The organism is Saccharothrix sp. NPDC042600 (genome assembly GCF_040647305.1).
GTDB lineage: Bacteria > Actinomycetota > Actinomycetes > Mycobacteriales > Pseudonocardiaceae > Actinosynnema > Actinosynnema mutabilis.
On the sequence record NZ_JBEZBW010000012.1, the window covers coordinates 88,808 to 109,289 of the forward strand.

Here is a 20,482-nt window from a genome sequence, read left to right on the forward strand (position 1 = left end):
GTCAGCCCTCCCCGGTGCCGGCGAGGCGGCGGGTGAGCAGGAAGTTGATCCCCGCGATGGCGATGATGATCAGGAACAGCACCCAGGCCATGGCCGAGGCGTAGCCGAGGTCCTGGGACTGGAAACCCGACTGGTACATGTAGAGCACGACCGTCTGGTACTGGTTGGTCGCGCCGCCGTTGCTGCTCCCGGCCGGGGCGAACAGCTTGGGCTCGGTGAAGATCTGCAACCCGCCGATGGTCGAGGTGACGATCACGAAGATCAGCGTCGGGCGCAGCAGCGGCAGGGTGATGCTGAAGAACTGCCGGGCCCGGCTCGCGCCGTCCACGATGGCGGCTTCGTAGACGTCCCTCGGGATGGCCTGCATGGCGGCCAGCACGATCAGCGCGTTGTAGCCCGTCCAGCGCCAGTTGACCATGGTGGCGATGGCGACGTGGCTCCACCAGCGGTCGGCCTGCCAGTCGATCTTGTCGATCCCGAAGAACTCCAGGACGTTGTTGACCATGCCGTACTGCGGGCCGAACAGGTCGCCGAAGATGATCGTCAGGGCGACGAGGCTGGCCACGTAGGGCAGGAGGACGCCCATGCGCCACGCGGTCCGCGCGCGCAACGCGGTGTTGAGCAGCACCGCGAGCAGCACCGCCACGACGACCTGCGGGCCGCTGGAGAGCACGAAGATGCTCAGCGTGTTGACCAGCGCGTTCCAGAACTGGTCGTCGGTGGCGAGGGTGACGTAGTTCTCGACGCCGATGAACGGCGTCTCGTCCGCGCCCAACTCCCAGTCGAACAGCGACACGTAGGCCGTGTAGACCAGCGGGAACAGGCCCGTGATGGCGAACAGGACGAAGAACGGGGCGATGAACAGGTAAGGCGAGTACTTGACGTCCAGGCGCGTGAGGCGGTGCCGCCACGGGAGCTTGACGTCCTCGTCCGCGCGCCGCGGCGGGCGGGGCTCGACGCCCCGCCCGCGCGCGACCGTGAGTTCGGTGGTCACTTGGCAGCCTTCTTGGCTCCCTCGACGACCTGCTGCCAGCCCTCTTCCGCGGTCTTGCCCTGCTCGACCGCCTGGAGCGCCGGCGCGATCACGTTGTCCTGGATCTCGCCGTCCTTCGGGCCCTTGTACTGGGCGCCGGCGACCTTGTTGGCCTGCTCGGCGAACAGGAGGCCGACCTTCTCACCGCCGAAGTAGTCGTTGGTCTTGTTGAGCAGCTCCGGCGAGATCAGCGCCTGGGTCTGGCTGGGGAAGGTGCCCTTGGCGACGAACGCCTTGATCTGCTGCTCGGGGGCGGTCAGCCACGCGGCGAGCTTCGCGGCCTCCTTGGCGTTCTTGCTCTGCTTGGGCACGGTCAGGTACGAGCCGCCCCAGTTGCCGCCGCCGCCGGGGAAGGCGGCCGTGACGGCCCAGTGGCCCTTGTGCTCGGGGCCGGCGTTGCCCTCGATCACGCCCAGCATCCAGGACGGGCAGGTCTTGGTGGCGAAGGCCGACTGCTTGAAGCCGTTCTGCCACTCCGGGCTCCACGCGACGAGCTTGGCCGACTGGCCGCGCGCGACCGCGCCGGTGACCTGCTGCCAGATCTTCTGGTCGTCGTTGGTCTCGATCACGAGCTTGTCGTCGCGGTCGAAGTAGCCGGTCTTGGCCTGGTTGTGCATGGGGTTGAAGATCTGCGCGGCCGAGTCGAACCACGGCTTGCCGGTGGCCTTGACGTACTTGTCGCCGGCCTCGAAGTAGGCGTCCCACGTGGTGAACAGGGCCTTCACGCCCTCGGGGTCGCTGGGCAGGCCGGCGGCCTCGAAGAGGTCCTTGCGGTAGCACATGGCCAGCGGGCCGATGTCGGTGCCGTAGCCGATGAGCTTGCCGTCCTTGGTGGTGACGGCGTCGGTCTTCCACTGCAGCCAGCGGTCGGCGCGCACGTCCGCCGGGCCGATCTCCTTGAGGTCGTTGAACTGGCCGGACTTGGCCATGACCTGGCTGAGGTAGCCCTCTTCGACGGCCTCGACGTCGGCGAGCCCGGAACCCGCGCCCAGCTTGGTGAACAGGTTCTGGTGGTGGGGGTTGCCCTGGCCGGTCTTGCGGTGCGTGATCTTGACGTTCGAGTTCGCGGCCTCGTACTCCTTGAACAGTTCCTCGTACCCGAACTCGTTGAACGTGGCGACGGTCAGCTCGACCTTGCCGTCCGGGGACGCGCCGGAACCCCCCGAACCACATGCCGCGGTGACTGCGGCGAGCACTGCGGTGCAGGCCACGACCTTGGCCAAGCCCGCTCGACGGTTGCGCACGAGAACTCCTCAGTTGATCGGCGGTGACGTTCTGGGAGCGCTCCCAGGTTTCGGCGAGTGTGGTTCTCCCCACGCACACGTGTCAAGCACTCGTGTCCGCGCTGTTACCTACGTGGCAAGGAAGACCGACCGGACTATGCGGACCAATCCGCACAGAGACGGACTCGGTACTCAGCGCCACGCCGTGGAGCGCTCCCAGACGGCCCTGGGCTGGTGCTCCAACCGGCGGCTCCCCATTCCCCCGGCCACCCGACCATTGCCCGCCGGCGGTCTGTGGAGCGGGAAACGCGACTATTCGCGGTGACGTGGCTCAAGCGCTCGATCGGGTGACCCTTCAAGCGGGCGACGCGCTTCTCGGCATCGGAAAAGCAATGCGCGCGACCCCTGAAAACACGTGCGGCGCACACCCACAAAGGGTGCGCGCCGCGACGCCTGAATGCTTCAGCGACCGTCTTCCAAGTCGCCTTCCGTCTCCAGGTAAACCGCCTTCAAGGCGTCCAACGTCTCCTGTTCCGGGTGTTCCCACATCCCCCGGTCCGCCGCCTCCAGCAGCCGCTCCGAAATGCCGTGCAACGCCCACGGGTTCGACTCGGACAGGAACTTCCGGTTCTCCGGGTCCAGCACGTAACTCGCGGCCAACTGCTCGTACATCCAGTCCGCCACCACCCCGGTGGTCGCGTCGTAGCCGAACAGGTAGTCCACGGTCGCGGCCAATTCGAACGCGCCCTTGTAACCGTGCTTGCGCATCGCGGCCAGCCAGCGCGGGTTGACCACGCGGGCGCGGAAGATGCGGTTGGTCTCCTCGTGCAGCGTGCGGGTGCGGACGGCGTCCGGGCGGGTGCTGTCGCCGACGTAGGCGGCGGGGGCCTTGCCGGTCAGCGCCCGGACGGTGGCGACCATGCCGCCGTGGTACTGGAAGTAGTCGTCGGAGTCGGCGATGTCGTGCTCGCGGGTGTCGATGTTCTTGGCGGCCACCGCGATCCGCTTGTACGCGCTCTCCATGTCGGTGCGCGCCTCGACGCCGTCCAACTCGCGGCCGTAGGCGTACCCGCCCCACACCGCGTACACCTCGGCGAGGTCGGCGTCGTCGCGCCAGTTGCGGCTGTCGATCAGCGGCAGCAGGCCCGCGCCGTACGCGCCCGGCCTGGAGCCGAAGATGCGCAGCGTGGCGCGGCGGCGGTCGCCGTGCTCGGACTCGGCCGCTTGGGCGTGCGCCCGGACGTAGTTGTCCTCGGCGGGCTCGTCCAGTGCGGCGACGAGTTGCACGGCGTCGTCCAGCAGGGCCACCACGTGCGGGAACGCGTCGCGGAAGAAGCCCGAGATGCGGACCGTCACGTCGATGCGCGGGCGGCCCAACTCGTCCAGCGGGATCGGTTCCAGGCCCGTGACGCGCCGGGACTGGTCGTCCCACACCGGGCGGACGCCCATCAGGGCGAGGACCTCCGCGATGTCGTCACCGGCCGTGCGCATCGCGCTGGTGCCCCACACCGACAGGCCCACGGACGGCGGCCACTGCCCGTCGTGGTCGGCGCGGTAGCGCTCCAGCAGGGACTCCGCCATGGCGTGCCCGGTCTCCCAGGCCAGCTTGGACGGCACCGCCTTGGGGTCCACGGAGTAGAAGTTGCGGCCGGTCGGCAGCACGTTCACCAGGCCGCGCAGCGGGGACCCGCTCGGCCCGGCCGGGACGTACCCGCCGTTGAGCGCGTGCAGCGTGTTGGCCATCTCGTCGGTGGTGCGCGCCAACCGCGGCACGACCTCCAGCGCGCCGAACTCCAGGATGCGCGCCACGTCCTCGTTGTCGGTCAACGTCCGCGCGACGGCCGGGTCCCAGTCGGCGTCCTCCATCGCCTGCACCAGCGCGCGGGCCTCGGCCTCGACGGCGTCCACCGAGGTGCGGGTGGAGTCCTTGAGACCCAGGGCCTCGCGCAGGCCGGGGAGGGCGGCGACCTGACCGGCCCACATCTGCTTGGCCTGCAGGATCGCGAGCACCAGGTTGACCCGGGTCTCGCCGGTCGGCGGCTCGCCCAGCACGTGCAGGCCGTCGCGGATCTGGACGTCCTTGACCTCGCACAGCCAGCCGTCCACGTGGAGGATCAGCTCGTCGAACTCGGCGTCGTGCGGCCGGTCCTCGATGCCCAGGTCGTGGTCGAGCTTCGCGGCCTGGATCAGCGTCCAGATCTGGGCGCGGATGGCGGGCAGCTTCGCCGGGTCCATCGCGGCGATGTTGCCGTGCTCGTCCAGCAGCTGCTCCAGCCGGGCGATGTCGCCGTAGCTGTCGGCGCGGGCCATCGGCGGGACCAGGTGGTCGACCAGGGTGGCGTGCACGCGGCGCTTGGCCTGGGTGCCCTCGCCCGGGTCGTTGACCAGGAACGGGTAGACCAGCGGCAGGTCGCCCAGCGCGGCGTCCGGGCCGCAGCCGGCGGACAGGCCGACCGCCTTGCCGGGCAGCCACTCCAGGTTGCCGTGCTTGCCGACGTGCACGACGGCGTCCGCGCCGAACTCCGACTCCAGCCACCGGTACGCGCCCAGGTAGTGGTGGCTCGGCGGCAGGTCCGGGTCGTGGTAGATGGCGATCGGGTTCTCGCCGAAGCCGCGCGGCGGCTGGACCATGACCACGACGTTGCCCGACCGCAGGGCGGCCAGCACGATCTCGCCGTCCTGGTCCCGGGACCGGTCCACGAACAGCTCGCCGGGCGCCGCGCCCCAGTGCTGTTCGATCTCCTGCCGGGTGTCCTCCGGGAGGGTGGCGAACCACTCGCGGTAGGCGGAGGCCTTGATGCGCACCGGGTTGCCCTGGAGCTGCTCCTCGGTGAGCCAGTCCGCGTCCTGACCGCCGGCGGCGATGAGGGCGTGGATCAGGGCGTCGCCGTCGAGGTCGTCGACGCCGGGCAGGTCGTCGCCGATGTCGTAGCCGTTGTCGCGCAACGCCTTGAGCAGCCGCACGACGCTGGCCGGGGTGTCCAGGCCGACCGCGTTGCCGATGCGGGAGTGCTTGGTCGGGTAGGCCGCCAGCATGACGACGATCTTCTTGTCGGCGTTGGGGATGTGCCGCAGCCTGCCGTGCCGCACGGCGATGCCCGCCACGCGCAGCGCGCGCTCGGGGTCGGCCACGTAGACGGTCAGGCCGTCCTCGTCGATCTCCTTGAAGGAGAAGGGGACGGTGATGATCCGGCCGTCGAACTCGGGGATGGCGACCTGCGTGGCGGTGTCCAAAGGGGACAGCCCGTCGTCGTTCTCGTCCCACGCGGCGCGACTGGAGGTCAGGCACAGGCCTTGCAGGATCGGGATGTCCAGCGCCGCCAGCGCGCCCACGTCCCACGCGTCGTCGTCGCCACCGGCGGAGGCGGTGGCGGGCTTGGTGCCGCCGGCCGCGAGCACGGTCACCACCAGCGCGTCGGCCTTGCCGAGTTCGGCGAGCAGCTCGGGCTCGGCGGTGCGCAGGGACGCGCAGTAGATCGGCAGCGCCCGGCCGCCCTTGGCCTCGATCGCGTCGCACAGGACGTGCACGAACGCGGTGTTCCCGGCCACGTGGTGCGCCCGGTAGTACAACACCGCCACCACCGGACGCCGATCCCCGCTGTCGGACTCCGCCGAATTGTCGGACCCCGACGGAACCGCCGAATTGTCAGACCCCGGTGGGACAATCGAAGCGGGGGCCGCAGGCCGCTCCAGCACGCCCCAGGAGGGCGCGGCGACGGGCGGGGTGAAGCCGTAGCCGGTCAGCAGGACCGTGTCACTCAGGAACTTGAACAGCTCGGCCAGGTTCGCCGGACCGCCGTGCGCCAGGTACGCGTGCGCCTCCGCGCACACCCCACCGGGCACGGTGGACAGCTCCATCAGCGGCGCGTCCGGGTTCTGCTCACCGCCGAGCACCACGACCGGGCGCGGGCCGGCCAGCAGCCAGTCCAGGCCCTCCTCCCACATCCGGCGACCGCCGAGGATGCGCACGACCACCAGGTCCACGCCCTCGACCAGGGCGGGCAGGTCGTCCACGGTGAGCCGGGCGGGGTTGCCCAGCCGGTAGTCCGCGCCGCTCGCGCGAGCGGACAGCAGGTCGGTGTCGGAGGTCGACAGCAGCAGGATCACGTGCGGGCTCCATCCCTCGGGGGTCCTCGCCCCAGGTCGTAGGGGACGGCGGGCGGAGTTCCTGACTCCCGGGCTCGCACCCGGTCACAGTGGCGGGACCGCGCCGGACTCGCACCGGCTTCCTCCTGTTGCTTCGCCGTTCGGGGACAACCCTAACGGGCGTTAGCATCCAGCCCATGCCCCAGGAGCGTGAACGACCCGACGCGTGCCCCGGCGCCGTCGACGTGCACCAGGCGGCCGACGGCGGTCTGGCGCGCGTCCGGGTGCCCGGCGGGACCCTGTCGGCGGCTCAGTTCGACGCCCTGCGCGGGGCCGCGCTGGAGCTGGGCGACGGGTCGCTGGAACTGACCTCGCGGGCGAACGTGCAGATCAGGGGCTTGCGACCGGGTGCCGAACACGTCCTGGGAGCGCTCCTGGCCGACATCGGCCTCCTGCCCTCGCGGACCCACGAGCGGATGCGCAACATCATCGCCGCGCCGCTGGAGGACAACCAGGGGTTGGTCGACGAGATCGACCGCGCGCTGTGCGCGGTGCCGGAGCTGGCCGACCTGCCGGGGCGGTTCCTGGTCACGGTGGGTGCAGGCGTGAGCGGGCTGGGCGGTGACATCGGCCTGGTGGGTGACGCGTTGTTCCTGGCCGGAACCGATTCCGGGCTGCGCGTGACCGATCCAGTGGCGGCCGTGGTGGCGGCTTCCCGGCTGTTCCGGGAGATCCGCGGCAGCGCCTGGCGGCTGTCCGAAGTGGACTCCGGTGTGCGGAAGATCACGGACGCCCTGGGCGAGCCGGTCGCCGAAAGGCTTGTCCCGACTGTGACTCCGGTCGCACCCGGGGTGCACGGCGACGTCGTCGTGGCGGGTGTGCCGCTGGGTCGGTTGGACGCGCGGCTGCCGGCCGGCGTGCCGGTGCGGATCACGCCCTGGCGCAGCCTGGTGGTGCCGGTCGGGACGGACACCACGGGGCTGTTCACCTCGCCGGACTCGCCGTGGCACGGGGTGAGCGCGTGCACCGGGCGGCCGGGGTGCGCGAAGTCGCTGTCGGACGTGCGGGCGGACGTCACGGCGTGGATCGGCACGCCGCACGCGGGCCGGGTGCACTGGTCGGGCTGCGCGCGGCGGTGCGGACGGCCGGCGGGGGACGTGGTGGAGTACGTCGCGACCGGCGACGGGTACGAGGAGATCAGGTGACCAGCTACATCAAGGACGGCGCGGAGATCTACCGCCAGTCGTTCGCGACCATCCGCGCCGAGGCGGACCTGGCCGGGCTGCCGGCGGACGTGGCGCGGGTCGCGGTGCGGATGATCCACGCCTGCGGCATGGTCGACCTGGTCGGGGACATCGCCTACTCCCCCGGTGTGGTGGCTGCCGCGCGGGCGGCGCTGTTGGCGGGCGCGCCGATCCTGTGCGACGCGCAGATGGTGGCGGCGGGCGTGACGCGCAAGCGGTTGCCCACGGACAACGAGGTGCTGTGCACGTTGTCCGACCCGCGGGTGCCGGAGTTGGCCGCGAAGATGGGCAACACGCGCAGCGCGGCGGCGCTGGAGCTGTGGGGTGAGCGCCTGGAGGGCGCGGTGGTGGCCATCGGCAACGCGCCGACGGCGTTGTTCCACCTGCTGGACATGGTGGCCGCGGGCGCGCCGAGGCCCGCCGCCGTGCTGGGCGTGCCGGTCGGGTTCATCGGCGCGGCGGAGTCGAAGGACGCGTTGGCGGCCAACGACCTTGGCCTGGAGTACCTGGTCGTGCGCGGGCGTCGGGGCGGCAGCGCCATGACCGCGGCGGCCGTCAACGCGATCGCGAGCGAGGAAGAATGACGGGCAGGCTGTACGGGGTCGGAGTGGGGCCGGGCGACCCGGAGCTGGTGACCGTCAAGGCGGCGCGGCTGATCGGCGAGGCCGACGTGGTGGTGTTCCACAGCGCGCGGCACGGCCGCAGCGTGGCCCGGAACATCGCCGCCCGCTACCTGCGCGAGGGTCAGATCGAGGAGCAGCTGGTGTACCCGGTCACGACCGAGGACACCGACGACTACCAGGGCGAGATCGACGCGTTCTACGAGGAGTGCGCGGCGCGGTTGGCGGCGCACCTGGACGCGGGGCGGACCGTTGTGGTGCTGGCGGCGGGCGACCCGTTCTTCTACGGCTCGTACATGCACCTGCACAAGCGGTTGGCGCACCGGTACCCGGCGGAGGTCGTGCCCGGGGTGACGTCGGTGTCGGCCGGGGCGGCGGTGATCGGGAAGCCGTTGGTGGAGCGGGACGAGGTGCTGACCGTGCTGCCGGGGACGCTGCCCGCGGACGCGTTGGCGGCGCACCTGGCGACCGGCGACCCGGTGGCGATCATGAAGCTGGGGCGGACGTTCCCGCGGGTGCGGGAGGCGTTGGAGCGGTCGGGGCGGCTGGCCGAGGCCTGGTACGTCGAACGGGCGACGACCGGCAAGCAGCGCACCGCGCCACTGTCCGAAGTGGACGCGGACGGGGTGCCGTACTTCTCGCTGGCCCTCCTGCCGAGCAAAGCCCCCGCACCGGCCGACCATGCCGAGAGCAGCGCCGCTGCGGACGGCTCGGCGGCGGACGGCTCGGCGGCGGACGGCGGCTCCGCGGCGGACGGCTCGGCGGCCGGCGGCTCGGCGGGCGGCGGCTCGGCGGGCGGCGGCTCGGTGCGGGGCGAGGTGGTCGTGGTGGGTTTGGGGCCGGCGGGCCCCGAGTGGCTCACCCCCGAAGCGCGTCAGGCCCTCGCGTCGGCCGATGACCTGGTCGGGTACGTCACCTACCTCAACCGCGTGTCCGCCGGCCCCCGCCAGCGCAAGCACGCCTCGGACAACAAGGTCGAGTCCGAGCGGGCGGCGTTCGCGTTGGACCTGGCCAAGCGGGGCCGGCGGGTGGCCGTGGTGTCCTCCGGTGACCCCGGGGTGTTCGCGATGGCCAGCGCCGTGCTGGAGGTGGCGGCGGAGGAGCAGTTCGCCGACGTGCCGGTCCGGGTGCTGCCCGGCATGACCGCCGCGCACGCCGTCGCCAGCCGCGCCGGGGCCCCGCTGGGCCACGACTACGCCGTGGTCTCCCTGTCCGACCGCCTCAAGCCGTGGGACGTCATCGCGTCCCGCCTGGCCGCGGCGGCAGCCGCCGACCTGGTGCTGGCGATCTACAACCCGGCCTCGCGCAGCCGCACGTGGCAGGTCGAACGCGCCCGCGACCTGCTGCTGGAGCACCGCTCGCCGGACACGCCGGTCGTGGTGGGCCGCGACGTCGGCGGGCCGGAGGAGGAGGTCCGGGTGGTCCGCCTGGCCGACCTCGACCCGGCCACCGTGGACATGCGGTGCCTGCTGCTGGTCGGCTCGTCGCAGACTCGCGTGTCGGCCCGGGGGACCGTGTTCACCCCGCGCCGCTACCCCGGCTGACCCACTCGACGGCTTCGGCGACCGTCCCGACCACCTCGACCCCGTCGGGCAGGGGCGGTCGCCGGACCACGATGACGGGGATGCCCAGCTCCCGGGCCGCGGTGAGCTTCGCGGCGGTCATCGGGCCGCCGCTGTCCTTGGTCACGAGCACCTCGATGCGGTGTTCCCGCATCAGGGCCACCTCGCCGGCCACGGTGTACGGGCCGCGGTCGAGCAGGACGGTCACGCCGGGAACGGGCGGCTCGGGCGGGTCCACCGTCCGAGCGACCCCGCCGCGGAACGCCGCGAGCCCCTGCCGCCCGGTGGTGATGAACGCCCGGCGCTCCCCCACCGCCGCCGCCGCCTCGGCCAGCGAGTCCACCCGGGTCCAGTCGTCCCCGGCGACCGCCTCCCACCCGGGTCGGCGCAACACCAGCAACGGCACCCCGGCCACCCGGCACGCCTCGGCGGCGTTGGCGGTGATCCCCCCGGCGAACGGGTGCGTGGCGTCCACGACCGCCGACACCCCCTCGGCCCGCAGGTACCCGACCAGCCCGGCCACCCCGCCGAACCCCCCGATCCGCACCTCGCCGACCGGCAACCGGGGCGCGCTCACCCGCCCGGCCAGCGACGACACCACCCGAACGCCGCCCACCAGCGCACCGGCGAGGGCGCGGCCCTCGGCGGTGCCACCCAGCACCAACACCGTTCTCATGGCTGTTGCATCCTGACCCCGTGAACCTGCGCTACGGGTGGACGACCGGGGCCTGCGCCACGGCCGCCACCACCGCCGCCTACACGGCGCTGCTCACCGGCGAGTTCCCCGACCCGGTGGAGATCCTGCTGCCCAAGGGCCAGACCCCGGCCTTCGCGCTGGCCCGGGAGGAACTCGCGGCCGACCACGCGTCCGCCGCCGTCGTGAAGGACGCCGGCGACGACCCGGACGTCACCCACGGCGCGCTCATCCGCTCGACGGTCCGCCACGGCGCGCCCGGCACGGGCGTCACGTTCGAGGCCGGGCCGGGCGTCGGCACGGTCACCAAGCCCGGCCTGCCGCTGCCGGTCGGCGAGCCGGCCATCAACCCCGTGCCCCGGCAGATGATGCGCGAGCACGTCGAACGCGTCGCCCGCGCGCACGGCGGCACCGGGGACGTCGTGGTGGAGATCTCCGTCGAGCACGGCGAGGAGCTGGCCAAGAAGACCTGGAACCCGCGCCTGGGCATCCTCGGCGGGCTGTCCATCCTGGGCACCACGGGCATCGTCGTGCCGTACTCGTGCTCGGCGTGGATCGACAGCATCCGGCGCGGCATCGACGTGGCCCGCGCCGCCGGGTACACCCACGTCGCCGGGTGCACCGGCAGCACGTCGGAGAAGGTCGCCGCCGCCGTGCACGGGCTGCCCGAGGACGCCCTGCTCGACATGGGCGACTTCGCGGGCGCGGTGCTGAAGTACCTCAAGCGCCACCCCGTGCCGCGGCTGACCATCGCGGGCGGCATCGGCAAGCTGTCCAAGCTCGCGGACGGCCACCTCGACCTGCACTCGGGCCGTTCGCAGGTCAACCACGACTTCCTGGCGTCCCTCGTCGACGACCCGGACTTGGCCGAGCGGGTCCGCACGGCCAACACCGCCCTGGGCGCGCTGCACCTGTGCCAGGAGGCCGGCGTCCCGTTCGGCGACCTGGTCGCCCAACGGGCCCAGCGCACCGCCGAGGACGTCCTGAAGGGCGCGCCGGTCGCGGTCGACGTGATCGTCATCGACCGCGGGGGCACGATCGTCGGCCGCGCCTAGCTCCGGCATCGGTCCACGGAGTACAGGTGGCTGTCGGTGAAGCCCTCGGCGGCCAGCACGTCCCCGACGATGATCACCGCGGTGCGCTTGATGCCGGCCTCGTGGACCAGCGCGCCGATCGTGGACAGGGTGCCGCGCAGCACGACCTCGTCGTCACGGCTGGCGTAGGCGACGACGGCCGCCGGGCAGTCCGGGCCGTAGGACGGCAGCAGCTCGGCCACCACCTCGTCCACCCGCTGCACGGCCAGGTGCAGCACCAGCGTGGCGCGGGACCGGCCCAGCGTGGCCAGGTCCTCCCCCGGCGGCATGGGCGTGGCCCGCGCGGAAGTCCGGGTCAGGATCACGGTCTGGCCCACGCCCGGCACGGTCAGCTCGCGCTTGAGGGTGGCGGCCGCCGCCGCGAAGGCCGGGACGCCGGGGGTGACGTCGTAGGGGATGCCCAGGGCGTCGAGGCGGCGCATCTGCTCGGCCATCGCCGAGTACACCGACGGGTCGCCGGAGTGCAGGCGCGCCACGTCGTGCCCCGCGGCGTGCGCGGCGGACAGCTCGGCGGTGATCTGGTCCAGGTCGAGGTTCGCGGTGTCCACCAGGCGCGCGTCCGGCGGGCAGTGCGACAGCACCTCGACCGGCACCAACGCCCCCGCGTACAGGCACACGGGGGACGACTCCAGCAGCCGCGCCGCGCGCAGGGTCAGCAGGTCCGCCGCGCCCGGTCCGGCGCCGATGAAGTGGACGGTCACGCGTTCTCCTTCGTCACGGCCCACGTGGTCACGGGCATGTGCGGGCGCCAGCCGGTGAAACCGCCGACGCGGGTGTCCCGGCTGACCGACAGCCGGGTGAGCGAGCCGCCCAGCTCGCCGTGCCAGCGGGCGAGCACGGCCTCGGACTCCACGGTGACGGCGTTGGCCACCAGCCGCCCGCCCGGCCGCAGGGCGTCCCAGCAGCGTTCCACGACACCGGGGGCGGTCAGCCCGCCGCCGATGAACACGGCGTCCGGCGTGGGCAGGTCCAGCGCCTGCGGGCTCGCGCCCACCACGACCCGGACGGCGGGAACGCCCAGGGTCTGCGCGTTGCGGGTGATCCGCGCCGCCCGTTCCGGCGAGCGTTCGACCGCGATGGCCCGGCACGACGGGTGCGTGCGGCACCACTCGACGGCGATGCTGCCCGACCCCGCGCCCACGTCCCACAGCAGCTCGCCGGGGCGCGGTCCGAGCAGCGCCAGCGACACCGCGCGCACCTCGCGCTTGGTCAGCTGCCCGTCGTGCTCGTAGGCGTCGTCGGGCAGGCCGGGGACCAGCGAGTACCCGCCCGGTCCGCACTCGACGGCCAGCACGTGCAGCGGGTCGGCGGCGGCCAGGTCGTGGTGGACGCGCTCGCCCGGCCCGCCCAGCTGCTCCAGCACGGTCAGCCGCGCGTCCCCGGCCACCGCGGCGACCTCCGGCGGCGACCCGCCCAGCACCAGCACGCGCCGCCCGGGGTGCAGGAACGGCACGAGCAGGGACACGGGCTTGCCGACCAGGCTCACCACGTCCACCGCGTCCAGCGCCCACCCCAGCCGGGCGCACGCCAGCGACACCGACGACGGGTGCGGCACCACCCGGACCGCGTCCGCGCCCAGCAGCCGGACCAGGGTGGTGCCGATGCCGTGGAACATCGGGTCGCCGCTGGCCAGCACGCACACCCGGCGGCCGGCGTGGGCGTCGAGCAGCCCCGGCAGCGCGGGCACCAGCGGTGACGGCCAGACCACCCGTTCGAACGCGCCGGGCACCAGGTCGAGCTGGCGGGCGCTGCCCATGACGACCTCGGCGGCGGAGACCTCCTCCCGGGCGGCCGGGGACAGCCCGTCCCAGCCGTCGGCGCCGATGCCCACGACCGTCACCATCACACGGTGCCCAGCACGCGCGTGACGGCGATCTCGATCACGACCCGTTCGGGGTTCGGGCGGGGCCGGCGGTAGCGCTGCGCGTAGCGCTGTTCGGCGTCGGCGACCTCTTCGGGCGACTGCCGGACCACCGCGCGGCCCTCCAACGTCGACCATCGCGCACCGTCCACTTGGCACACCGCGACCCGCGCGCCTTCCGGTCCCGCGGCGAGCACCTGGCGCACCTTGTGCGAGCCGCGCGAGGCGATCACCCGTGCTGTCGCCGATTCCACGTCCAGCGTGACGCCGACCGGCACCACGTGCGGTGTTCCGTCGGACCGCACGGTGGTCAACGTGCACAGGTGGCGCTCGGTCCAGAACGCGCGGAAGTCCTCGCCCTTGCTCGACAACATGGGTGCATCATGCGGCACGAGCACGCTATGGTCGAAAACGTGACGCGTCGATTTAGCCGCCCCCGGCCGGGAGACCCGGCCATCCGGGGCGTGCGCTGACGCGGTCCCGAGGTGGCGGACCGGCCCGGGGGATGTGTCCCTCTCCACCGCCGGCCCACTTCGCAAAGGACTTCCGCGATGCCTCGCGACCTCAGCGACCCCGCCCAGGGGCCGCACGCCATGCAAGTGCTGCTCGACCAGGTCCTCGCCGCCCTCGACGGGCCCGAGGTGCGCCTGATCCGGGAGAACCCGGAGGTGGCGGTCGAGGACAACTACGAGAACCTGGGCTACCCGCCCGACGCCATCACTCGTGACGCTCGTTACACCCGCTACACCACGCCCGGCCGGATGCTGCGCAGCCACACGTCCGCGATGGTCCCGCCGGCTTTGCGGGTGCTGGGCACCCAAGAGTGGGACGACGTCGTGCTGGCGTGCGTGGGGATGGTGTTCCGGCGCGACACCGTCGACCGCGTCCACTCGGGGACGCCGCACCAGCTCGACCTGTGGCGGATCTCCCGGCGCCGGGCGGACCTGGACGAGTTGATCGAGGTCGTGATCGGTGCCGCGCTGCCCGGGATGCGCTACCGGACGGTGCCCGCCGAGCACCCGTACACCACGGCCGGGCGGCAGATCGACGTGCTGGTCGACGGCTCGTGGCTGGAGGTCGGCGAGTGCGGCCTGGCGGCGCGGCACGTGCTGAGCCGGGCGTGGTTGCCGGAAGGGGCCCACGGCCTGGCGATGGGCCTGGGCCTGGACCGGTTGCTCATGCTGCGCAAGGGTGTGCCGGACATCCGCCTGCTGTCGGCGACCGAGCCGCGCGTGGCGTCCCAGATGCTCGACCTGGCCCCGTACCGGCCGGTGTCCAAGCACCCGCCGATCACGCGGGACGTGTCGGTCGCGGTGGCGGCGGAGCAGGACGGGGAGACCATCGGGGACGTCGTGCGGTCGGTGCTGGGCGACCTGGTGGAGGAGGTCGTGGTGCTCGGCGAGACGCCGGTGGCTTCGCTGCCACCGGTGGCCGTGGCGCGGCTGGGTGCGTCGCCGGGGCAGAAGAACGTGTTGCTGCGCCTGGTGTTGCGGCACCTGACCCGGACCTTGACCGACGAGGAGGCCAACGCGGCCCGCGACGCCGTGCACGCCGCGGTCCACGAGGGTGCGGTCAGTGCAGTCGCGCCTTCTCCGGGGTGAAGAAAAAGGGGACGGAGTAGAGGTCGGAGAACCGCTTGGTGGAGCCGAAGCTCTGCGTGGCGAGTTCGTCGTACTTCTTGAGGAACTCCGGGTGGTCCAGCGCCGGCGGGACGTCGTCGGCCTGGGCCAGCGTCCCGGTGAACAGGGTGAGCTCGTGGGCGAGGCCCTCGTCGTTGAGGTGGAACGACGCGCGGGGGTTGGCCTTGATCCGGTCGAGCCGCTTGGCGCTGGGCTGGGAGTAGAACAGCACCCGGTCCTCATGCCACAGGAACCACACGGGTGCGGGCTGCGGCGTGCCGGTGCGGTCGACCGAGGTGATCCACCCGATCATGCGCTCGGCGAGGTCACGGGCCACCCGGGCGCCCAGTTCGGTAGACGGGTCGGGTAACAGGCTCATCGTTCGCTCCAGTGGTTCGTGTTGATCATCACTGCGAACGCCGGGCGGGGGGCGGCTATTCCGGCTTGCGGTGTTCGTTGAGGTAGTTGTAGATCGTGTAGCGGGTGACGCCGAGCACACCGGCGAGGTGGTCGACGGAGTCGCGGATGAGGAACAGGCCGGCGTCGTCGAGCATCTTGACGACCTGGGACTTGTGCGACTTCTTCATCAGCTCGACGGGCACGCCGACGCTGCCGATGGCCCGTTCGACGAGGACGCGCTGGAGGGTGTCGACGTCGCTCGGGAAGGTCTCGACCGGGGGTTTCGGGCTGCCGGTGTCGCTGTTGACGCAGAGGCAGCCGATGGCCACGCCGTCGGCGTCGCGGAGGAAGACGGTGGAGGAGCGGATGGGCCTGCCGTCGGGCGCGTAGGTCTCGTAACCGGGGAGGTCGTGCGTGGTGCCGCGGCGGACGAGCCCGAGGAGCAGGTCGGTCATGGGGCCGCCGACTTTCCGGCCGGTGAGGTCGCCGGCTATGGCGACGATGGAGTTGGGCAGCGCGGCGAGGTCGTGGAGGACCACTTCGGTGCCGGGGCCGAGGGCGGTGGCGAGGTTGTGGACGGTGGGGATGAGGGCGGTGAGGATGTCGGGCGCGACCCCGGGGCCGGCCGCGACTCCGGGGCCGTGCGCGGCGACCCCGGGTGGGCCGGCGGCTGCGCTCGACGCGGCGGCCTCGGCGGCTTGGGCGGCGGCCGGCGCGGCGCTAGCGGCGGCGGCAGCTTCGTCAGCGGTATGGGCTACTCCGGCGGCGGCCGTGGGTTCGGTGGCGGGCGCGGCGACTTCGCTCGGCGCGGTGGGCTCGGCTGGCGCTGGCGCGGTGGGCTCGGTGGCGAGTGGCGCAGTCCCGAGGGGAGCCGGTGCGGCGGTCGTGGCGGGGTGTTCTGCCTTGGTTGGGTGGGCTGGGTGTGGCCTCCGGCCCCCGGTTCCATTTTCCCACGTGGGTACGACAATGTGCGTTCGAGCGGGGGCTCGGAGCGTTGACAGGGCCGCTGCCAAGCGCTCGGCGGTTTCCGGGGTGGTTGAGGCGTGCGGAGATAGGCGGATGTGTTCTGGGCGGATTGTGGCTGTTATGCCCTCTCGGGTCAGGGCCTCGCCTACCAGCGTTGTGGGGGTGTCGCCCAGGGTGAAGGCCACGATTCCCGACGCTTGGGGGCGGTGCGAGACGATGTGGCCGCCTGATTGCTCGATCACGTCCGCTAGGGTGTTGGATTGTTGAACGATTCTTTTGTTGAGTTCGGGGATTGTTGCCAACTCCGCCAATTCCAGAGCCGTTGCCAGAGCGCCTGCCGTGATGGGGCTCAGGTTGGTGATCGACCAGGCAGCAGCGCCGTCTGCCCTGGGGTGGAGGGTATTGTTGAACAATCCGGCGTCTTCCGCGCCCGTCCAGCCCGACATGACCGGCGTCAGACAGTCCAGGGCGCGGTCGGACAGGACCATGAATCCGGTGGACCAGCCTGCTCGCAGCCACTTCTGGCCACCCACCACCAACACGTCCGCGACCGACCACGGCTCATCCACCACGCCGAAGCCCTGGATGCCGTCGACGATCAGCAACCGGTCGCCCAGAACCTCCCGGAGCGCGGCCAAGTCGGCTCGGTAGCCGGTTCGGAAGTCCACCGCGCTGACCGAAAGCGCCGTGGTGGTCGCGGTGACATGAGCGCGGACCGAAGCCGGGGTCACCGGCGAAGCGGGGAGCCAGTGGACCTCCGCCCCACCCGCCCGGGCCCACGGGTAGGTGTTGGCCGGGAACTCGGCCGGCGACACCAGGACCTCGCCCTCCAACGCCAGCGCCACCTGGAACAGACCCGTGCTGGTGTTCGGCGACAACACGACGTGCTCGGTGTCCACCCCGCACAACCGCGCCACCGCCGCCTTCGCCCGCACCTCCTCCCGCATCAACTCGTCCACAGTGGACGGCCCCGCCCCCATCGACCGCTCCAGCAACCGCGTGGACTCCTCCACCACGGCGTGCGAAGGCGGCCCGAACCGGGCGAAGTCCAGGTACCCCTCCGGCTCCTGGAACTGGACCAGATAGGACGACGGGATGCGCATGATCAGAGCACCTTCGCGAGGAACTGCCTTGTCCGTGTCTCCCGCGGATTGTCCAGCACCTCCCCCGGCGGCCCCGACTCGACCACCGTCCCGTCCACCATGAACACCACCTCGTCCGCCACCTGCCGCGCGAACCCGATCTCGTGCGTCACGACCACCATCGTCATCCCCTCCCGCGCCAGGTCCGCCACCACGTCCAGCACCTCGCCCACCAGCTCCGGGTCCAGCGCCGACGTCGGCTCGTCGAACAGCATCAACGACGGCCGCATCGCCAACGCCCGCGCGATCGCCACCCGCTGCTGCTGCCCGCCCGACAACTGGTGCGGGTACGCCCCCGCCCGATCGGCCAGACCGACCCGCGCCAACAACGCCGACGCCGCCTCGACCGCCTCCCGCCGCGGCACCCCCAGCACGTGCACCGGACCCTCCGCGACGTTCTCCACCGCCGTCCGGTGCGGGAACAGGTTGAAGCGCTGGAAGACCATCCCGATCCCCCGCCGCTGCCGCGCCACGTCCCGCTCCCGCAGTTCGTACAGCCGCCCACCCCGCTCGCGGAACCCCACCGGCTGCCCGTCCACCCAGATCCGCCCGGCGTCGATGGTCTCCAGGTGGTTGACGCACCGCAGGAACGTCGACTTCCCCGCCCCCGACGGCCCCACCAGGCACACGACCTGTCCCTGCGCGACCGTCAGGTCCACCCCGCGCAACACCTCGACCGACCCGTACGACTTCCGCACCCCGACCGCGCGCACCACGCTCACGCCGCGACCCCCTTGCCGTAGAAGCGTTCCAGGAAGTGCTGCCCCACCGACGCCACGCTCACCACGACCATGTACCAGGCCGCGGCGGCGAGCAGCGTCTCCATGATCTGCAGGTTGCGCGACGCGATGTTGTTCGCCGCGTGCACCAGCTCCAGGAACCCGATCACCGACGCCATCGACGTGCCCTTGAGCATGTTGATGAAGTTGTTGCCGGTCGGCGGGATGATCACGCGCATCGCCTGCGGCAGCACGACCCGCCGCAACGCGACGGACGGCGTCATGCCGATCGCCTTGGCCGCCTCGACCTGCCCGTGGTCGACGCTGCCCAGCCCGGCGCGCACGATCTCGGCCATGTAAGCGCTCTCGTTGAGCCCCAGTCCGAGCAGGGCCGCGACGAACGCCGTGACGACCACGTTCGTCTCCACCTCGAACAGCATCGGGACCGAGATGCGCTCGAACACCAGCGCCAGGTTGAACCACAACAGGATCTGCAACAGCACCGGCAACCCGCGGAACAACCACACGTACCCCGCCGCGAACCACCGCGCCACGGGGTTCGCCGACCGCCGCAGCAACGCGATCCCGACCCCGAGCACGACCGCCCCGGCCTGCGCGCACACCGCCAGCACGACCGTGTTCCACAAGCCGCGCAACATGATGTCGTGCACGAAGAACCCGGGCACGGCCGCGTAGTCGATCCGCGCGTCGGCGAGGGCGAACCCCAGCGCGACCAGCAACCCCACGATCAGCGCGCCGCCGACCCACCGCCCCCGGTGCCGGAGCGGGACGACGGGCAGGTCGTCATCGGCCATTGACGGTCGCCTTCGCGATGGCGCCCTGCGTGACGCCCCACTTCTCCAGGATGCCGCGGTAGGTGCCGTCGTCGATCAACGCCTGCAACGCCTTCTGGATCGCCGTCGCCAACTCCGGAGTGCCCTTGTCGACCCCGATGCCGTACGGGCCGCCGTTGATCGGGGCCGCGTCGACCACCTCGAAGAACTTGCCCTCGCCCGCGGTCTTCGCCACGTACACGGCGGTGGGCAGGTCGTTGAGGATCGCCGCGACCCGGCCGGTGCGCAACTGGTTCTGGTTCTGCGTGTCGCTGTCGGTGGCGGTCACCTCGATGGACCCGGTCGGGCACGGGTAGGTCTTCGCGTACTGCTCCTGACTGCTGCCCAGGTTCACCGCGACCGCCTTGCCGCACAGGTCCCCCGGGCCCTTGATCCCGTCCGGGTTGCCCTTGCGGACCATGATCGTGATGCCGGACGTGAAGTAGTCGACGAAGTCGATCTTCTGCTGCCGCTCGGCGGTGTCGTTCATCGCGGCCATGGTGACGTCGATGCGGCCCGCCTGCAGGCTCGTGATCAGCGAGCTGAACGCCATGTCCTGGTGCTCGGCGCGCAGCCCGAGCTTCGCGGCGACGGCGGTGATCAGGTCCACCTCGGAGCCGATCGGGGTCTTGCCGTCCTCGGCGTAGAAGTTGTTCGGCGGGTTCTGGACGTTCGAGCCGACGCGCAGCTTTCCCGACCGCGCGACCTGCGGCGGGACCAGCGCCGCGAGGGCGTCGTCCTTCGCGACCTGCGGTTCCTCGGTCGGTGGGGTCGCTTCGGTGGGTGCGGGGGCGCACGCGGTGAGGGCGACGAGGGCGAGAGCGGCGATCCAGCGGGGCACGGCCACCTCCTGGGGCTTCGAGTGCCCAGGAAGTTACAACTGATTGTTGAAGGCGTCCACAAACCGTTGAAGGGAATCGTGGGGTTCCCGCGCGCGTTGTCCCGGGTAACCCGGGGCGAAACCCCAGTCGAGGCGAGGAGCACCCATGGCGACGGTGGAGCTGACCACGGAGAACTTCGACGAGGTGGTCGGCGGATCCGACCTGGTCCTGGTGGACTTCTGGGCGGACTGGTGCGGCCCGTGCAAGCAGTTCGCGCCGGTGTTCGAGCGGTCGGCGGAGAAGCACCAGGACATCGTGTTCGGCAAGGTGGACACCGAGGCCCAGCAGCAGCTGGCGGCGGCCTTCCAGATCCGGTCGATCCCGACCCTGATGATCGTGCGCGACGGCGTCGTGCTCTACGCGCAGCCGGGCGCGCTGCCCGAGTCCGCGCTGGAGGACCTCATCGACCAGGCGCGCAAGGTGGACATGGAAGAGGTCCACAAGCAGGTCGCCGAGCAGCAGGCCTGATCAGCGCGGCCTGACACGACCCGCGGCCAGCGGTCGGC

Annotated in this window: 18 protein-coding genes and 1 riboswitch; of the genes, 6 read left to right on the top strand and 12 right to left on the bottom strand. The window is 71.9% G+C overall.

Annotation, left to right across the window (positions count from 1 at the left end; genetic code table 11):
* Nucleotide 1: 1 nt before the first annotated feature.
* The 3 genes from AB0A74_RS11545 to cobN all read right to left on the bottom strand — a co-directional run bounded on the left by AB0A74_RS11545 (nucleotide 2) and on the right by cobN (nucleotide 6,363).
* Nucleotides 2-994, bottom strand: coding sequence for a sugar ABC transporter permease (locus tag AB0A74_RS11545; protein ID WP_358248745.1), 993 nt, complete (start codon nucleotides 992-994; stop codon nucleotides 2-4).
* Nucleotides 991-2,229: an extracellular solute-binding protein gene (locus AB0A74_RS11550; RefSeq protein ID WP_358248794.1), complete on the bottom strand. Its 1,239-nt coding sequence runs from the start codon at nucleotides 2,227-2,229 to the stop codon at nucleotides 991-993. The genes AB0A74_RS11545 and AB0A74_RS11550 overlap by 4 nt, the downstream gene beginning before the upstream one ends.
* 489 nt (nucleotides 2,230-2,718) lie before the next feature.
* Nucleotides 2,719-6,363 carry a cobaltochelatase subunit CobN gene (cobN, locus tag AB0A74_RS11555; RefSeq protein WP_358248746.1) on the bottom strand — a complete coding sequence of 1,215 codons (3,645 nt, stop codon included), beginning with the start codon at nucleotides 6,361-6,363 and terminating at the stop codon, nucleotides 2,719-2,721.
* A 33-nt stretch (nucleotides 6,364-6,396) separates the two neighbouring features.
* A riboswitch (cobalamin riboswitch) is annotated at nucleotides 6,397-6,533 on the bottom strand.
* A 6-nt stretch (nucleotides 6,534-6,539) separates the two neighbouring features.
* Between cobN and AB0A74_RS11560 the strand changes: the two genes are divergently transcribed.
* The 3 genes from AB0A74_RS11560 to AB0A74_RS11570 are packed head-to-tail and all read left to right on the top strand — an operon-like array spanning nucleotide 6,540 to nucleotide 9,750.
* Nucleotides 6,540-7,547 (top strand): hypothetical protein, encoded by a 1,008-nt coding sequence (locus AB0A74_RS11560; protein WP_358248747.1) that lies wholly within the window; start codon nucleotides 6,540-6,542, stop codon nucleotides 7,545-7,547.
* Nucleotides 7,544-8,170, top strand: coding sequence for a precorrin-8X methylmutase (locus tag AB0A74_RS11565; RefSeq protein ID WP_358248748.1), 627 nt, complete (start codon nucleotides 7,544-7,546; stop codon nucleotides 8,168-8,170). Before AB0A74_RS11560 ends, AB0A74_RS11565 begins: the two co-directional genes overlap by 4 nt.
* Nucleotides 8,167-9,750 carry a precorrin-2 C(20)-methyltransferase gene (locus AB0A74_RS11570; protein ID WP_358248749.1) on the top strand — a complete coding sequence of 528 codons (1,584 nt, stop codon included), beginning with the start codon at nucleotides 8,167-8,169 and terminating at the stop codon, nucleotides 9,748-9,750. The genes AB0A74_RS11565 and AB0A74_RS11570 overlap by 4 nt, the downstream gene beginning before the upstream one ends.
* Here AB0A74_RS11570 and AB0A74_RS11575 read toward each other — a convergent pair.
* Nucleotides 9,725-10,444 (bottom strand): cobalt-precorrin-6A reductase, encoded by a 720-nt coding sequence (locus AB0A74_RS11575; RefSeq protein WP_358248750.1) that lies wholly within the window; start codon nucleotides 10,442-10,444, stop codon nucleotides 9,725-9,727. The genes AB0A74_RS11570 and AB0A74_RS11575 overlap by 26 nt on opposite strands.
* Nucleotides 10,445-10,470: 26 nt before the next feature.
* On the opposite strand from AB0A74_RS11575, the gene AB0A74_RS11580 reads away from it, so the two are divergent.
* Nucleotides 10,471-11,517, top strand: a complete 1,047-nt coding sequence (locus AB0A74_RS11580) for a cobalt-precorrin-5B (C(1))-methyltransferase (RefSeq protein ID WP_358248795.1) — start codon at nucleotides 10,471-10,473, stop codon at nucleotides 11,515-11,517.
* Here AB0A74_RS11580 and cobM read toward each other — a convergent pair.
* From cobM to AB0A74_RS11595, 3 genes are read right to left on the bottom strand one after another with little or no spacing between them, the layout of a single operon-like run.
* A complete protein-coding gene (gene cobM, locus AB0A74_RS11585; protein ID WP_358248751.1) occupies nucleotides 11,514-12,257 on the bottom strand; it encodes a precorrin-4 C(11)-methyltransferase in 744 nt (247 codons plus the stop codon). The two genes, AB0A74_RS11580 and cobM, sit on opposite strands and share 4 nt — an antisense overlap.
* Nucleotides 12,254-13,399 carry a precorrin-6y C5,15-methyltransferase (decarboxylating) subunit CbiE gene (gene cbiE, locus AB0A74_RS11590; RefSeq protein ID WP_358248752.1) on the bottom strand — a complete coding sequence of 382 codons (1,146 nt, stop codon included), beginning with the start codon at nucleotides 13,397-13,399 and terminating at the stop codon, nucleotides 12,254-12,256. Before cbiE ends, cobM begins: the two co-directional genes overlap by 4 nt.
* On the bottom strand, nucleotides 13,399-13,791 hold the full coding sequence (locus tag AB0A74_RS11595) for a TIGR03618 family F420-dependent PPOX class oxidoreductase (protein ID WP_358248753.1): 393 nt from the start codon (nucleotides 13,789-13,791) through the stop codon (nucleotides 13,399-13,401). Before AB0A74_RS11595 ends, cbiE begins: the two co-directional genes overlap by 1 nt.
* Before the next feature lie 177 nt (nucleotides 13,792-13,968).
* On the opposite strand from AB0A74_RS11595, the gene AB0A74_RS11600 reads away from it, so the two are divergent.
* A complete protein-coding gene (locus AB0A74_RS11600) occupies nucleotides 13,969-15,018 on the top strand; it encodes a hypothetical protein (protein WP_358248754.1) in 1,050 nt (349 codons plus the stop codon).
* Here the strand turns inward: AB0A74_RS11600 and AB0A74_RS11605 are convergent.
* The 5 genes from AB0A74_RS11605 to AB0A74_RS11625 are packed head-to-tail and all read right to left on the bottom strand — an operon-like array spanning nucleotide 14,990 to nucleotide 19,936.
* A complete protein-coding gene (locus AB0A74_RS11605; RefSeq protein WP_358248755.1) occupies nucleotides 14,990-15,415 on the bottom strand; it encodes a TIGR03667 family PPOX class F420-dependent oxidoreductase in 426 nt (141 codons plus the stop codon). The two genes, AB0A74_RS11600 and AB0A74_RS11605, sit on opposite strands and share 29 nt — an antisense overlap.
* Before the next feature lie 55 nt (nucleotides 15,416-15,470).
* Nucleotides 15,471-17,504, bottom strand: coding sequence for an aminotransferase class V-fold PLP-dependent enzyme (locus AB0A74_RS11610; protein ID WP_358248756.1), 2,034 nt, complete (start codon nucleotides 17,502-17,504; stop codon nucleotides 15,471-15,473).
* A 2-nt stretch (nucleotides 17,505-17,506) separates the two neighbouring features.
* Nucleotides 17,507-18,265 carry an amino acid ABC transporter ATP-binding protein gene (locus AB0A74_RS11615; RefSeq protein WP_358248757.1) on the bottom strand — a complete coding sequence of 253 codons (759 nt, stop codon included), beginning with the start codon at nucleotides 18,263-18,265 and terminating at the stop codon, nucleotides 17,507-17,509.
* On the bottom strand, nucleotides 18,262-19,077 hold the full coding sequence (locus AB0A74_RS11620) for an amino acid ABC transporter permease (RefSeq protein ID WP_358248758.1): 816 nt from the start codon (nucleotides 19,075-19,077) through the stop codon (nucleotides 18,262-18,264). The genes AB0A74_RS11615 and AB0A74_RS11620 overlap by 4 nt, the downstream gene beginning before the upstream one ends.
* The gene (locus AB0A74_RS11625) at nucleotides 19,067-19,936 is read right to left on the bottom strand and encodes an ABC transporter substrate-binding protein (RefSeq protein WP_358248759.1); all 870 of its coding nucleotides are present in this window, start codon (nucleotides 19,934-19,936) and stop codon (nucleotides 19,067-19,069) included. The genes AB0A74_RS11620 and AB0A74_RS11625 overlap by 11 nt, the downstream gene beginning before the upstream one ends.
* A 145-nt stretch (nucleotides 19,937-20,081) precedes the next feature.
* Between AB0A74_RS11625 and trxA the strand changes: the two genes are divergently transcribed.
* Entirely contained in the window at nucleotides 20,082-20,444 is a 363-nt protein-coding gene (trxA, locus tag AB0A74_RS11630; protein ID WP_343931465.1) for a thioredoxin, read from the top strand.
* Nucleotides 20,445-20,482: the final 38 nt, after the last annotated feature.